The following is a 14,647-nucleotide window of genomic DNA, read 5'->3' on the forward strand; positions in this document are numbered from 1 at the left end:
CGGGATGCGCTCAGGCGAACCTCCGCCGGGGCACGGTGAGGTGGTAGCCACGGTCCAGCAGCCGCGGCAGGTACCGGCCCAGCGCTTCGACGGTCTGTGAGCGGTCCCCTCCGGCGTCGTGGGACAGCACGATGACGCCGGGGGCGGCACCGTCCGCCACCTGCTCGGCGATCCTGCGGCTGCCCGGTTCCGTCCAGTCGAGCGAGTCCACCGTCCAGGCGAGCGGCTCCATGCCCAGTTCGGCGCCGAGTTGGAAGACGGCCCGGTTCCAGGCCCCGTACGGCGCGCGGAACCACAGCGGTGCCTCGCCGTAGGCGTCCTGGATGGTCGCGCAGGTGCTCTCCATCTCCGCTCGGATCTCCGCCCGGGACAGCCGGGTGAGCAACCGGTGCGTCCAGGTGTGGTTGCCGACGAGGTGGCCGTCGTCGGCCATCTCGCGCAGCAGGTCCTTGTTCTCGACGGCCATGCGCCCGCACACGAAGAACACCGCGCGTACGTCGTACTCCCGCAGCGTGCGCAGGATGCCGGGGGTGTAGCGGGGGTCGGGGCCGTCGTCGAAGGTCAGCACCATGCCTCTGCCGTGTTCCGGCAGGCGCTGCACCGGCTCGCGGGGTACGGGGATCCGGGCGGGCGCGGGGCGCGAGGGGCCGTAGCCGGCCATGGGCTCCAGCCGGAAGACGGACGACGGCGGGGCGGGCGCCTGCGGACCCACGGCCGCGGTGGCCCGCCCTCCGGGCCGCGCCGGGCCGTCGGCACCGCGCAGCCGGGCCGCACCCGCCGTCCCCGCGGCACCCATGAGTGCGGCACCGGCCAGCAAGAGCCGGCGTCGTGTGAACAGTTGATCCTTTTTCATGACGTACCAGTTCCGCCCCCTTGGGGAGCAACCGTGCCGAATGTACCGGACGGACGGGGCGTACCACCGCCGACGCGGCGGCGGTTGCCCCGCGGAGCGCGGCCCCCGCCCCTTGCCCGGCCGCGCGGTCCGGGCCGCGGAGAAGGCCCTCCCCGCTCCCCGCGGGGGCCTTTGGACCTGCGGCTTCCGATAGCCTCGCAGCCGTGACGGAACAGCACTCGCATCGATTCGAGCTGGGTACGGACGGGCCCAAGGTCATCGTCGTCGGGGTGGACGGCTCGGACTCCTCGCTCCGCGCGGCGGCCTACGCCGGCGGTCTCGCCAGGAGGCAGCGCGCGCTGCTCGCGGTGGTGTACGTGCAGCCGGTGATGGCGGCGGGTGCGGCACTCGGGGCGCCCGTGGCCGAGACCACCGACACGATCGCGGAGGAACTGCTCACCCACATCCGCGAGGCCACGGAGCGGGTGAAGGACATATTCGAGGTGCGCTGGGAGTTCCACACCTTCCGTGGGGACCCCTACAGCGGTCTGGTCAAGGCGGCCGACGAACTGAAGGCGGACGCGGTGGTGGTCGGAGCGTCCGAGCAGGCCGGCCACCGCATCATCGGCTCCGTGGCCGTCCGGCTCGTGAAGGCGGGACGCTGGCCGGTGACGGTCGTGCCGTGACGTCCGGGCTCTCCCCGGCCGGATCGCCCACTTCGACTACTCGCACAAGCGACCGAGGCCGGCCGGTGGGGTCGAGCCGCGATCACACCCGCTGTGAGGCGCAAAGCCCATGCCTGCATACCCATGTCAATGTTGGCATTGGTATGCAGGTGCAGGCATCCGGATGGGGGCACGGCGGAGACATGTCGACATACAGACCCGCCGCAACCGATGGTAACGGTGAAATCCCGCCGTCGCCCGGACGCCCGCCCGCCCCGGGAACGACCGCACACCTCCCGGTCGACCGCTCACCGCACCGTTCACCGACGAACAGCGACCGCCCACCGCACAGCCGTGCCGCCGCACTGTCCCGGCGGCGCCGGGCGCGTTGCCATAACGCCCATGACGGCCGGAACCACCACCCCACCCCACGGGACGACCGCCGAGCACGAGCTGGCCGAGCTGCAGCGCGAGCACGGCCGCCCCCTCTTCGCCCTGCTGCTCAGGCTCTGCGACGGCGACCGCCAGCGCGCCGAGGATCTACTGCAGGAGACGCTCGTGCGTGCCTGGCAACACCCCGAGGCGCTCCGCGCCCATGACTTCGAATCCGTGCGCCCCTGGCTGCTGACGGTCGGGCGGCGGCTCGCCATCGACGCGCGGCGGGCCCGCCAGGCGCGTCCCGCCGAGGTCGGCGACGCCATCCTGGAGAACGCGCGGGTGATCGCCGATCACACCGAGCGGTCCACCGCGATGCTCGATGTGCGCAGGGCTGTGAAGACTCTCACTCCCGAGCACCGCGAGGTCCTGATGCAGGTGTACTTCCACGGGGCGAGCGTGGCGGAGGCCGCCGAGGCCCTGGGGATTCCGCCCGGTACCGTGAAGTCTCGCGCGCACTACGCGTTGCGCGCCCTGCGCCGGGTCCTCCCGGGATACGCGGCCGACCTGCACTGAAACCGACGGCCGAGTCAAACCTCCGTAAAGCGCCTTGCTGCGGACCATGGTTGAGCAATCAGCTTGCTTCATCCGTGTTCCCGACTGGGGCCCGGGTTCGGGCGACGCGCACGACCGGAGGAAGGCAGGAAGGGATGCTGCACAGAGGCCAAGAGAGCACGGACGGCACCGGCGACGGTGAACTGACCGTCCCCATGGCGTGGCTGTACGCCGAGTACATCGCCGACGAACTGCTGCGCACCGGCGACCTCATGCCGCCCACGTCCTTCGAGTTCCGCGCCGGGCGCGATGCCCTGGCACTGACCATCTTCCTGTCCGACACCAGTGGCGAACTCTCCGGCATCCGGGTCGTCTCGCAGCTCGAGACCTGGCTTTCGCTGACGGCGTACGACCAGCCGTGGCAGGACTGGGTGGGCGAGCGGATGGCGCAGCTGAGCGCCGAGGCGGCCGAGGCGGACGGCCCCACCCCGGACCTGGAGCTCGCCTCGGCGGCCTGGCGCTGGCTGGAGGAGACCGAGCTCCTCGCCCCTGACCTGGACGCGGTGCCCGGCGGCGGCCCCGTGACCGGCGAGGACGACGGCCCTCAGGTCTGGACGCCCGCCTGGCAGCTCGGGCTCCCCCTCGGCCACCTCGCGATCCATCTTTTTTGAACCGGGACCAATCCGCGGGGCCGACCGCTCCGAATATCCGCCTTCTTCTCTCACGCCTTGAGTGATTCGGCGGTCTGGTCCGTACCGGTGGGCAACAGCAGCACCACCCCCACCCCGCTCACCGGCATGAGGATTTGGTATGAGGTCCCTGGAACGGCATCGCGACGTCGGCGCCTACGCGCTGGGCGTGCTGGACGAGGCGGAATCCTTCCGCTTCGAGGACCACCTCATGGAGTGTCCGAGCTGTACGGCGCACGTGAGCGAGTTCCGCCCCGCCGCACGGCAACTGCTGCTGTACCGGCAGGCGACGCCCCGGTCCGTGCACCCCTTCGCGGCCCCCGGGCCCCGGCTGCTGGAGCGGCTGCTCGACGAGGTGTCGGCCAAGCACCGCGGCAGGCGCAGACACCGGCTGTACGCGGTCGCGGCCGCCGTGGTGTTCGCGGTGGGCGGGCCGACAGTCGCGGTCCTCTCCGGCCACGGCACGTCCTCCCCCACGACGGCCATGAGCGGGACGGACCCGGACACGGGCGTGTGGGCCGAGCTCACCACGCAGGACCGCGTCTGGGGCAGCCAGATCGATGTGAAGGTCAAGGACACGTCGGGGCCGCGCCCCTGCCGGCTCGTCGCAGTCGGCAAGGACGGGTCGGAGCAGACGGTGACGAGCTGGATGATGCCCGGGGGCGACGGCGGGGCGGCGAACGTGCAGGGCGGTGCGGCACTGCAGGCCAGGGAGATCGACCGCTACGAGGTGCTCACCGAGGACGGGCGGCACCTGATCACCCTGAAGTCGCGCTGACCGGGTGCGCGGGCCGCTCCCCGTGCGCCGCTCTACTTGAGCAGCCGCGACATCCTGCGGTCCGCCAGCGGCTTGCCGCCCGTCTGGCACGTCGGGCAGTACTGCAGCGAGGAGTCGCTGAAGGACACCTCGCGGACCGTGTCGCCGCACACGGGGCAGGGCTGTCCCGTGCGGCCGTGGACCCGCAGTCCGCTCTTCTTCTCCGCCTTCAGGCGTCCGGCGGCCAGACCGCGCGAGCGTTCGACCGCCTCCGCGAGCGTGGCACGCAGCGCCTCGTACAGGCGCCGTGTCTCCTCGGGCGACAGCGAGGACGCCAGCTTGAAGGGGGACATGTTCGCCGCATGCAGGATCTCGTCGCTGTAGGCGTTCCCGACGCCGGCGATCAGGCCCTGGTCGCGCAGCGCCCCCTTGATCTGGCGGCGCTCCCCTCCGAGAAGCCGCGCGAGGCGCCGCTCGTCGAAGTCGGCGGCCAGCGGGTCCGGGCCCAGGCGCGCCACCCCCAAGACCTCCTGCGGATCGTGTACGACATACACCGCGAGCCGCTTCTGGGTGCCGGCCTCCGTCAGGTCGAAGCCCTCCCCCGTCTCCAGGGCGACCCGCAGGGCGAGCGGGCCCTTGCCGGGGCGGGGGACACCGTCGGGCAGGCGGTCCCGCCACTGGAGCCAGCCCGCGCGGGCCAGGTGCATGACGAAGTGCAGTCCGCCGGCCTCCAGGGCGAGGAACTTGCCGTACCGGCGCACGGCCGTGACCTCGTGCCCCTCGACGGCGGTGACCGGAGGGTCGTACGTCTTCAGAACGCTGATCGCAACGGGCAGCACCCTTACCACCTCGTGGCCCACGAGACGGTCGGCCAGGAAGTCCTTGAGCGCTTCGACCTCGGGCAGTTCCGGCATGTGTCCAGGGTGCCATCCGCCGCCCGTGGGCGCGGGTGCGGCGCATCCCTCAGCCGCGCGGCCGGACCATGAACTCGCACCACACGACCTTGCCGCCACCGCGCGCCTCGACGCCCCACACGTCCGCGAGCCGGTCGACGAGCAGCAGGCCACGGCCCGAGAGGCCGGACTCGCCCGCCTCGCGGCGCCGGGGCAGGGCGCTGGAGGAGTCCTCCACCTCGACACGAAGCCTGCGGTCGTGACCGGTGAGGACCCGGAGGGTGACGTTCGCGGGGCCCTCGGTGTGCATGAGGACGTTGGTGATCAGCTCGTCGGCGACGAGTTCGATCTCGTCGGAACGCTCGCCGGCGCCCCAGGTGCGCACCGCGGCGCGGATCATGTGCCGGGCCCCGATGAGCGCTTCGGGGTCGCCGAGCGCGACATGCTGCTGGAGCCGGCCGCCGGTCCGCTGGGCCAGGCCCCGGCGCTGCAGGAGCAGCAGGGCCACGTCGTCGTCGCCGTTGCGCTCCCTCGCCACCTCGATGAGCCGGTCGGCGAGGTCGTGGACGTCGTCGGGGCCGGTGCCGATGAGCTCCAGCAGGGCCTGCATGCCCTCGTCGAGATCCGCCCCGGGCTGTTCGACCAGCCCGTCGGTGCACAGCAGCAGGGTCTGGCCGGCGTCCATTTCGTGGGTGGTGACCGGATATTCGAGGCGGTCGAACTCGGCCGACAGCCCGAGCGGCAGGCCGCCCTCGACCGGCAGGGTCCGGCAGCTTCCGTCGGCCAGCCGCACCAGCGGGTCGATGTGCCCGGCCCGGACCAGTTGCACCACGCCCGTGGACAGGTCGGCCTCGGCATACAGACAGGTCGCGAACCGTTCGGTCTCGAGTTCCCGCAGGAAGACCGATGCGCGGGCCATCACGGTGGCGGGCGTGTGCCCCTCGGCGGCGTACGCGCGCAGGACGATCCGCAGCTGGCCCATGACGGCGGCCGCGTGCGTGTCGTGGCCCTGGACGTCGCCGATGACCGCGCCGACGCGGCCGCCGGGCAGCGGGACCAGGTCGTACCAGTCGCCGCCGATGTCCCGGCCGAGGGAGCGCCCGGCCCCGCCGGCGCGGTAGCGGACGGCGACGTCGGCGCCGGGCACACTGGGGATGGAGCGGGGCAGCATCGCCTGCTGGAGGCCCTCGGCGAGGTCCTTCTCCTGCTCGTAGAACATGGCGCGCTGCAGGCTCTGGGCGATGCCGCTGCCCAGCGCGAGCAGGACGTTGCGCTCCTCGGGGGTGAAGCCGCGCCGGTCGTCGTAGAGCAGTCCCACGACGCCGATGGGGCGGGCCTGCACGATCAGCGGCAGATAGGCGGCCGAGGTGATGTGCAGGCCCGCCAGGCGCGGCCACAGGAGCGGGTAGCGCTCGGCGAACTCCTCCGGCGACTCGATGAACCGCGGGCTGAGGGTGCGCACGACCTCGCTCATCGGGTACGGGTCGTCGACGCGTGTGACCACGGCGCGGGGAACGACCCCTTCCCTGGGTCCTTCGACGACGAGCCGGATGCGGCCCGCCTCCACCAGGCCCACGACGAGGCTGGCGGCGCCGAGAGGGGTGAGGCCGTGGCTGTCCCTGATGACCTCGATGACGTCCTTGACGGTGCGGGCGTGGGCCAGCGCCGCGGTCGTGCTCTGGACGATGTCGGTCTGGCGGCGCAGGGCCTCGTCCTGGAGTGACTGGTCGCTGCGGGCCTGGATCTCGTGCAGTTCCTGCGTCGCGTCGCGGACGATGCCGATGATCCTGCGCGGCCGGCTCGACTCGTCACGCCGGATGTACCCCTGGGTGTGGGTCCAGCGCAGGGTGCCGTCGCGGCGGCGGACGCGGAAGTAGGCGCCGAAGTTCTCGCTGCCGTCCTTGATCGCCTGGGCGATCAGCGCGTCGAGGCGGCGGTTCTCGGCCGTGGGGACCCGGACCGCCAGGCTCTCGGGGTGGCCGTCGTATTCGTCGGGGCGCAGGTCGAAGATCTCGTGGGCCCGGGCATCCATGTGGAAGAGTCCGGTGTCCAGGTCCCAGTCGAAACTGCCCATGCGGTTGAGCGCCAGGATCGGATCCGGGTGGGCGGGCCAGTCGTCCGGGAGTGACAGGGCGCTCGCTCCCCGATCAGCCATGGGCCCACCATGCCAGGGTTTGCCCCGATCTTCGACTTCTGCCCGCGGGGCGCGTTACGCAACCGTGGAAGCGGTGCACACAGAGTCACGGGCCTGCCCGGGCGCGTCCGGGGTCACACTGGGAGGAGAGGAGCGGTCACCGTGGACTGGTTCGTCGCGCCGGAGTACTGGCTGAGCCGGCTGGTCTTCCAACGGGCTCTGGCCGCCGTGTACCTGGTCGCCTTCCTGGCCGCGGCGCTGCAGTTCCGCGCGCTGATCGGTGAGCGGGGAATGCTGCCGGTGCCGCGGTTCGTCGCCCGGGTGCGTTTCGCCCAGGCGCCGAGCGTCTTCCACCTGCGCTACTCGGACCGCTTCTTCGCCGCTTGGTCATGGGCGGGGTGCGCGGTGTCGGCGGCGCTGATCGCGGGGCTGGACTCCCGTGTGCCGCTGTGGGCCGGGATGCTGCTGTGGCTGCTCCCCTGGGCGATGTATCTGTCGATCGTCAACGTCGGGCAGACCTGGTACTCCTTCGGCTGGGAGTCGCTGTTGCTGGAGGCCGGATTCCTGGCGGTGTTCCTGGGCAACGACGCGGTCGCTCCGCCGGTCGTCGTGCTGTTCCTGCTGCGCTGGCTCCTGTTCCGCGTCGAGTTCGGCGCGGGACTGATCAAGATCCGCGGGGACGCCTGCTGGCGGAAGCTGACCTGCCTGGACCACCACCACGAGACGCAGCCGATGCCTGGCCCGCTGAGCTGGTTCTTCCACCGTCTGCCGAAGCCGCTGCACCGTGTGGAGGTGGCGGCCAACCACGTCACGCAACTGATCGTGCCGGTGCTGCTGTTCACGCCGCAGCCGATCGCGACGGCCGCCGCCTCGGTGATGATCGTGACCCAGCTGTGGCTGGTCCTGTCCGGCAACTTCTCCTGGCTGAACTGGATCACGATCGTGCTGGCCCTGTCGGCGGTCGGATTCCCCGCCGCGCCCCCGGCGACGGCGGCCGCGCCGGCGTGGTACGAGGCGGTGGTCCTGGCGGTCGGCGCGGGCCTGCTCGCCCTCAGCTACCGTCCCGTGCGCAATCTGCTCTCCCGCCGCCAGGTCATGAACCGCTCGTTCGACCCGCTGCGCCTCGTCAACACCTACGGGGCGTTCGGCAGCGTCAGCCGGACCCGGTACGAGGTGGTGATCGAGGGCACGGCCGACGAGGTACCGCGGGAGGACTCCGACTGGCGGGAGTACGAGTTCAAGGGCAAGCCGGGCGACCCTCGGCGCTGGCCGCGCCAGTTCGCGCCGTACCATCTGCGGCTCGACTGGCTGATGTGGTTCGCCGCCCTCTCCCCCGCGTACGCGGCCGCCTGGTTCGGCGGCCTGGTCGAACGGCTCCTGGAGAACGACCGCGACACGCTGCGGCTGCTGCGCCGCTCCCCCTTCCCCGCCGACGCGCCGCCGCGCTACGTACGGGCCCGCCTGTTCCGCTACCGGTTCACCACGTGGCGCGAACTGAAGGAGAGCGGCGCGTGCTGGGAGCGCACCTATGTGCGGGAGTACATGCCGCCGACCCGGCTGGCCGCCCCTGCCGCCCACAGGCGGTAGACGCGGGCGGTGGTGCCGTCGGCAGGGCGGCTGCCCGGACTCTAGGGCCGCCGCTGCAGCCTCAGCGTCATCAGCTCGAACGGGCGCAGCTTCAGGGTGATCCGGTCGCCCTCGCGGTGCGGTGCGGGCGCATCGGCGAACGGTCGCTCCAGGAGGTCCGTCGCCACCGCCTCCACGACCTCGAAGTCCGCCGTGAGCGTGGCCGGCGTACGGCCGCCGCGCGACTCGTGGAAGCGTACGACCACGTCACCGCTGCCGTCGTCGGCCAGCTTGACCGCCGTCACCACCACCGCGTCCTCCGCCACGGTCACCAGCGGCGTCACCGCGTGCGCGCCGGTCAGCCGCCGCTGCGGCAGGTTGATCCGCCAGCCTTCGCGTACCGCGTCCCCGACCGTGGCGCCCGGCACCAGCGCGTGCCGGAAGCGGTGGACGCCCTGGTCGGTCTCCGGGTCGGGGAAGCGGGGCGCGCGCAGCAGGGAGGCCCGGACCGTGGTGGTCGTGCCGCGGTCCTCCCGGCGCACCGTGCGCGTCACATCGTGGCCGTACGTCGAGTCGTTCACCACCGCCACGCCCCAGCCCGGCTCCTCCAGGTGCACGAAGCGGTGGTTGCACGCCTCGAACTTGGCCCTCTCCCATGACGTGTTGGTGTGCGTCGGCCGGTGGAAGTGCCCGAACTGCGTCTCGGACGCGTACCGTTCGGCGTGCACGTCCAGCGGGAACGCCAGCTTCAGGAACTTCTCCGTCTCGTGCCAGTCGACCTCCGTGTCGATCTCCAGCCGCCGCTCCCCCGGCGCCAGCGACAGCACCTGGGTGACGCGCGACGCGCCGAAGGACCGCACGACCCGGACCGAGACGCCGTCCTCACCCGCGGCGACCCCGTCCGCCTCCACCAGGTCGGTGACGGTGTTCCGGTAGAACGCGTCCACGTCCCACGCGTCCCACATGTTCGGGAAGTCGGGATGCAGTTGGAGCAGGTTGGCGGCTCCTCCCGGTGCGATCGTCTCGCGTCCGGCCTCCAGGTCGTAGGCCGAGACGACCAGTCCGCGGGCGTCGATCTCCACCCGCAGCAGCCCGTTGTGCAGCACGAAGCCGCCCTGCGGCCGCGCCGTCGGCGACACCTCGCGTGCGGCGGCGGGCCTGCCCGCGCCGCCCGCCGGGATGCCGTCGCGGGCGTGCGGCGCCGCGTTGAACACCAGCGGAACGTCTCCCTCGCCGGCCAGCGACCGCTGCGCCGCCTCGATGATCCCGTTCAGCTCCCCTGCGATCCGCTCGTAGGTGGCCCGGGCCTCGCGGTGCACCCAGGCGATGGACGAACCGGGCAGGATGTCGTGGAACTGGTGGAGCAGCACCGTCTTCCAGATGCGGTCCAGGTCCTCGTAGGGGTAGGGGAATCCGTTCCGTACGGCCGCCGTGGCCGCCCACAGCTCCGCCTCCCGCAGCAGGTGTTCGCTGCGCCGGTTGCCCTGTTTCGTCTTCGCCTGGCTGGTCAGTGTGGCCCGGTGCAGTTCCAGATACAGCTCGCCCACCCAGACGGGTGGGTCGGGATACTCCTCCTGCGCCTTGGTGAAGAACTCCCGCGGCGTCTCCCACACCACCGTGGCCGAGCCCTCCAGGCTGCGCAGCCGTGCCGCCTTGGCGACCATCTCGCGAGTGGTGCCGCCGCCGCCGTCGCCCCAGCCGGTCGGCGCGAGCGAGTGCCCGGCCGCCCCCTTCTCCCTGAAGTTTCGTGCCGCGTGGGCGATTTCGCCGCCCCTCATCGAGCAGTTGTAGGTGTCGACGGGCGGGAAGTGGGTGAAGATCCGTGTCCCGTCGATGCCCTCCCACAGGAAGGTGTGATGCGGGAACGTGTTCGTCTTCGACCACGAGATCTTCTGCGTCAGCAGCCGGTGGGAGCCCGCCGCCTTGATGATCTGCGGCAGCCCGGCGGCGAAGCCGAACGTGTCGGGCAGCCAGGCCTCGTCGTTCTCGATGCCGAACTCGTCGAGGAAGAACCGCTTGCCGTGGACGAACTGACGGGCCATCGCCTCCGAGCCGGGCATGTTGGTGTCGGACTCCACCCACATGCCGCCCGCCGGCACGAACCGACCCCCGGCCACCGCCTTCTTCACCCGCGCCCACACCTCGGGCCGGTGCTCCTTCACCCAGGCCCACTGCTGTGCCTGCGACATGGCGAAGACGAACTCCGGCTCGTCGTCGACGAGCGCGGTCATGCTGGCCGTCGTACGGGCCACCTTGCGCACCGTCTCACGCAGCGGCCACAGCCACGCGGAGTCGATGTGCGCGTGCCCGACGGCGCTGATGCGGTGGGCGGAGGGGGCGGCGGGCCTGGCCAGGACATCGGTGAGCCGTTCCCGGGCCGCCGCCGCGGTGGCGCCCACGTCCTGCAGGTCCACCGCGTCGACCGCCTGCTCCACCGCGCGCAGGATCTCCCAGCGCCGCGCGGACTCGACCGGCAGCTCGGCCATCAGCTCGCCCAGCACCTCCAGGTCGAGGACGAGGTGCCACACGGTCTCGTCGAAGACGGCGAGGTCCATGCGCGCGAGCCGGTACTGGGGTTCACCGCCCGCGGTCTCCTTGTCGCCCAACGGCGTGGGCGCGAAGGGGCGGTAACCCAGGATGACCGGATTGGAGGCGGCCTCGATGCGCAGGTCGACCTGCTCGCCGCCCTCGACGGGAGAGCCGATCCGCACCCACTGGTTGCGTGGGTTGAGGCCCTTCACCGGGGTCCCGTCGGGGCGGTAGACGAGTCCCTCGCACTGGAAGCCGGGCATGTTCTCGTCGAAGCCGAGGTCCAGCAGCGCCTCGACGGTCCGGCCGGCCCACGCCTCGGGAACGGTCCCGGTCACCCGGAACCAGCTCGTGCCCCACGGGGCACCCCAGCGCGTGCCCACCGCGATGGGTTCGGCCGGGGCGGCCAGACCCTCGGCGACCGGCACGGGCTCGCCGGGCGCGTGCCACACCGCCACCTCCAGCGATACGGACTCGGGGTACACGGCGGGGCGGACGCGCTCGTCGAGGACGCGCCGGAGACGGGCCTCGGCCAGGGTGCGGTCGTCATGCATGCGGTGCTCCGTGGGGTGAGGATGCGGGGTGCCGGGCGGTGCCGCGGTGGGTGGTCGCGGCGGGAGTCACGACGTTGTACAGCTCCCCGACCGCGGGCACGTCGAACCGTGCGACGCCCCCGTCCCGTCCGGGGCGGGCTGCTCGATGACCTGATCGGGGGTGACGACCTCGGTGATGCCTCGGGCCGCGGGATGGTGCCGGTCGTCGACGCGGCTCGCGAGAACGGTGGTGGGGCGGGCCCCGTCGGCACGGCGGTCCGTCGGGGCAGGTCCGGCCGGTTCGGCCCTGCGGCGACCTTGCCCGGCGGTTTCGGCACAAGTCGACGCATGACTGTCCGCGCTCTCATGGTTCACCGCCGCCGGACTCTCGACGTGGCGCCGCCGGCAGGGCACAGTGCTCCTCGTACTCGCCAGTACGCTCATGCCTCAACCGTGCAGAGCACCGACAGGGAGCGCCCGTGACCAGCTGGGTCGGCCGGACCGCCGCCGAGATTGCCGCCGCCGTACGTGAGAAGCGGGCCACGCCCCACGAGGTGGTGGCCGAGCACCTCGCACGGATCGAACGGCTCGACGCCCGCGTAGGCGCGTTCCGCCACGTGCGCACGGACGCCGCACTGGCCGAGGCGGAGGAGGTCGCGGCCCGCGCGGATCTGGCCCGGCTCCCCCTCGCCGGTGTCCCGGTGGCCGTCAAGGACAACCTGCCCGTGCGCGGTGAGTCCACGCGCGTCGGTTCCGCAGCGACCCCTGACGCCCCCGCCGGCCACGATCACGTCACGGTGGCCCGGCTGCGCGCGGCCGGTGCGATCGTGGTCGGTCTGACGAACGTGCCCGAACTGTGTGTCTTCGGTACCACGGACGGGGTGCACGGGATCGCCCGCAACCCGTGGGACACCTCCCGCACGGCGGGCGGCTCCTCGGGCGGCAGCGCCGCCGCGGTGGCCGCCGGGATGGTGCCGATCGCCCTCGGCAACGACGGGATGGGCTCGCTGCGCATCCCGGCCGCCAACTGCGGTCTCGTCACCATCAAGCCGGGCTACGGCACGGTCCCGGCCGGTATCGGCAACGGCGACTGGTTCGGTATGTCGGAGAACGGCCCGCTCGCCACGACCGTCGAGGACACGAGCCTGATGTTCGCGGTCCTGGCGGACCTGCCGGGCACCCCCGCGCCGGAGCCGGCCACACACAGGATCGCGCTCTCGCTCCACAGTCCCCTGCCCGGAGTGCACGTGAGCCGCCCGTACGCGAACGCCGCGCGCGAGGCGGCCGCGCTGCTCGGGCAGGCGGGCCACGAGGTCCGCCCGGCCGAGCCGCCGTACCCGTGGTGGCTGGGCACGGCCTCACTGGCGCACTGGACAGCGGGCACGGCGGTCGACGCCGAGGGCCTGGACAAGCGGCGGCTGACCCGGCGCACCCGCGTCCACGCCGCGGTGGGCCGCCGGTTCGTGAACAGCGTGCGGTCCGGTGACCGCCGTGAGCAGCTGCGCCGCCGGCTGGAGCCGTTCTTCGCCGAGCACGATGTGCTGCTCACCCCGGCCCTGGCACGCCGTGGCCCGGCCGCCGCGCCCTGGCACGAGCGCGGCTGGCTGCGCAACCTGCTGGCCAACACGGCGTACTCGCCGATGACCCCACCATGGAACCTCACGGGCTGGCCGGCGATGTCGATCCCGTTCGGCACCCTCCCCAACGGGGCGCCCTGCGCGGTGCAGCTCGTGGGCCGCCCGGGCTCCGAGCCGGAACTGCTGGCCGTGGCGGCGCAGTTGGAGGCGCTGCGGCCGTGGCGGCGTACGGCGCCTCTGGAGTAGGGGAGACGGAGGCCCTACCGGTCGGACCTCGCGGCGCTGATGTCGCCGAGCGCCGGCTCCGGGTCGCGTTCGATGGCCGGGCCGCCCAGCGGGACGATGCCCACCGGCCGGCCGTCCTCGACGACCGGGACGCGGCGGGCGGAGTGCTCACGCATCAGCTCCACCGCGTGGTCGAGCTCCTCCTCGGCCTCCACGGTGACGAGATCCCCGCTGCACACACCGGCCACGGTGGTCCGGGCGGGGTCCTCTCCCTCCGCGAGCGCGCGCACCACGGGGTCGCGGTCGCCGGCCAGTCCGCGCAGCCGGCCCCCTCCGTAACCAGAGGGCTCCGGTGTTCCGATCGCGCATCAGCCGGGCCACCGTCGTCACCGACGTCTGCGGCTGCACCGCCACGGGTGCGGCGGTCATGATGTCGCGTACGTGCTGGGCCATCTCCTGTCCCTTCGCGGATGGTGCGGTGCCGGTCACCGCGTTCGCCCGGCGGGTACCCGGCGAACCGGGCTCCGCACGGGGCGGCGTTTCGCCGTGCGCCTGGTGGGGACCCGGTCACCAGGCGGCGCGAGGCCCGGGCGAGGAGGCCCGGCCGCCGTCGAGTGGCAGAAGGAAGTTGGAGTGCCGTGACCACACAGGCAAGAGAGAAACCGGCCGTCCGCCCGCCCGAGTCGGGGTGGGCGCAGGCACGCAACCGTCCGCGGGAGGATGAAGTGCGGACCTGTGTCCCGGCCGTCGAGGACCGGAGGAACCCCCGTGCGTGCCGTGGTCCGGAGTGGAACATCGTCAGGGGTGACGACTGAGCCCTGCCCACGGACTGTGCCCCGCCCGCGGACCGTGTCCCGCCCGCGGTCTGGGTTTTCCGGACTCGGATGGCCGGTACGCGCTTCGCGGCAGGGGGCGCAGGTACCCGGGCGGACGCAAGCGAACGCGATCACGCGGTGTCCTACGGAAGGCTGCAAGCCCATGCACGAGAACCGGGTGCCGGTGTGCTCGCTCACGGGGGCCGAATCCGCTGGGCGGGAGCCGCGAAGCGCGGCGGGAGCGGGGCGATGACACTAGCCCGAACGCCAGTACGACCGGATATGGCCCGGGCCCCCGCCGACGCCCCCCGACGACGGGGTCCAGGGGGTGTTTCGAAAGCCCTGTGCGGTGCCCGCGGTGTCCGGTGCGTGCTCTCGGCGTGCCGGACGAAAGCCCTCGTACTGGACATACTTGAGGTCTCGGCCGGTGCGGCGAGTGGGGGTGCCCCCTGCTCGAAGAGCTTGGAGGAGCGTGCCGGGCGCCGTGGGTGCTGTGCGGGAC

General features: G+C 72.5%; 10 protein-coding genes and 2 pseudogenes. 6 read left to right on the forward strand and 6 right to left on the reverse strand.

Translation table 11 applies throughout. The annotated features are described in order from the left end of the window. Positions 1–10 precede the first annotated feature (10 nt). On the reverse strand, positions 11–853 hold the full coding sequence (locus ACFSL4_RS25750) for a polysaccharide deacetylase family protein (RefSeq protein ID WP_381087520.1): 843 nt from the start codon (positions 851–853) through the stop codon (positions 11–13). Between the two features lie 203 nt (positions 854–1,056). On the opposite strand from ACFSL4_RS25750, the gene ACFSL4_RS25755 reads away from it, so the two are divergent. The 4 genes from ACFSL4_RS25755 to ACFSL4_RS25770 all read left to right on the forward strand — a co-directional run bounded on the left by ACFSL4_RS25755 (position 1,057) and on the right by ACFSL4_RS25770 (position 3,894). Continuing rightward, positions 1,057–1,518 carry a universal stress protein gene (locus tag ACFSL4_RS25755; RefSeq protein WP_381087523.1) on the forward strand — a complete coding sequence of 154 codons (462 nt, stop codon included), beginning with the start codon at positions 1,057–1,059 and terminating at the stop codon, positions 1,516–1,518. 381 nt (positions 1,519–1,899) lie between these two features. Further along, positions 1,900–2,448, forward strand: a complete 549-nt coding sequence (locus ACFSL4_RS25760) for a sigma-70 family RNA polymerase sigma factor (protein WP_381087526.1) — start codon at positions 1,900–1,902, stop codon at positions 2,446–2,448. 134 nt (positions 2,449–2,582) lie between these two features. Then, entirely contained in the window at positions 2,583–3,098 is a 516-nt protein-coding gene (locus ACFSL4_RS25765; protein ID WP_381087529.1) for a hypothetical protein, read from the forward strand. Between the two features lie 139 nt (positions 3,099–3,237). Next, entirely contained in the window at positions 3,238–3,894 is a 657-nt protein-coding gene (locus ACFSL4_RS25770) for a zf-HC2 domain-containing protein (protein WP_381087532.1), read from the forward strand. Positions 3,895–3,926: 32 nt separating this feature from the next. On the opposite strand, the gene ACFSL4_RS25775 is transcribed toward ACFSL4_RS25770, so the two are convergent. Continuing rightward, a complete protein-coding gene (locus ACFSL4_RS25775) occupies positions 3,927–4,787 on the reverse strand; it encodes an Fpg/Nei family DNA glycosylase (RefSeq protein WP_381087535.1) in 861 nt (286 codons plus the stop codon). Positions 4,788–4,836: 49 nt separating this feature from the next. Next, positions 4,837–6,921: a SpoIIE family protein phosphatase gene (locus ACFSL4_RS25780; protein ID WP_381087538.1), complete on the reverse strand. Its 2,085-nt coding sequence runs from the start codon at positions 6,919–6,921 to the stop codon at positions 4,837–4,839. A 141-nt stretch (positions 6,922–7,062) separates the two neighbouring features. On the opposite strand from ACFSL4_RS25780, the gene ACFSL4_RS25785 reads away from it, so the two are divergent. Then, complete coding sequence (locus ACFSL4_RS25785; protein WP_381087540.1) at positions 7,063–8,487, forward strand: lipase maturation factor family protein; 1,425 nt, start codon at positions 7,063–7,065, stop codon at positions 8,485–8,487. Positions 8,488–8,528: 41 nt separating this feature from the next. On the opposite strand, the gene ACFSL4_RS25790 is transcribed toward ACFSL4_RS25785, so the two are convergent. Both ACFSL4_RS25790 and ACFSL4_RS25795 read right to left on the reverse strand, forming a co-directional pair. Next, complete coding sequence (locus ACFSL4_RS25790; protein ID WP_381087543.1) at positions 8,529–11,549, reverse strand: alpha-mannosidase; 3,021 nt, start codon at positions 11,547–11,549, stop codon at positions 8,529–8,531. A 66-nt stretch (positions 11,550–11,615) separates the two neighbouring features. Then, positions 11,616–11,798 (reverse strand): annotated as a pseudogene (locus ACFSL4_RS25795) (hypothetical protein); the annotation flags it as partial. 209 nt (positions 11,799–12,007) lie between these two features. Between ACFSL4_RS25795 and ACFSL4_RS25800 the strand changes: the two are divergent. After that, positions 12,008–13,351 carry an amidase gene (locus ACFSL4_RS25800; protein WP_381087546.1) on the forward strand — a complete coding sequence of 448 codons (1,344 nt, stop codon included), beginning with the start codon at positions 12,008–12,010 and terminating at the stop codon, positions 13,349–13,351. Between the two features lie 14 nt (positions 13,352–13,365). Here ACFSL4_RS25800 and ACFSL4_RS25805 read toward each other — a convergent pair. Then, positions 13,366–13,783: pseudogene (locus ACFSL4_RS25805) on the reverse strand (CBS domain-containing protein). Between the last annotated feature and the right edge of the window lie 864 nt (positions 13,784–14,647).

The organism is Streptomyces caeni (genome assembly GCF_042678285.1).
GTDB classification, from domain to species: domain Bacteria; phylum Actinomycetota; class Actinomycetes; order Streptomycetales; family Streptomycetaceae; genus Streptomyces; species Streptomyces caeni.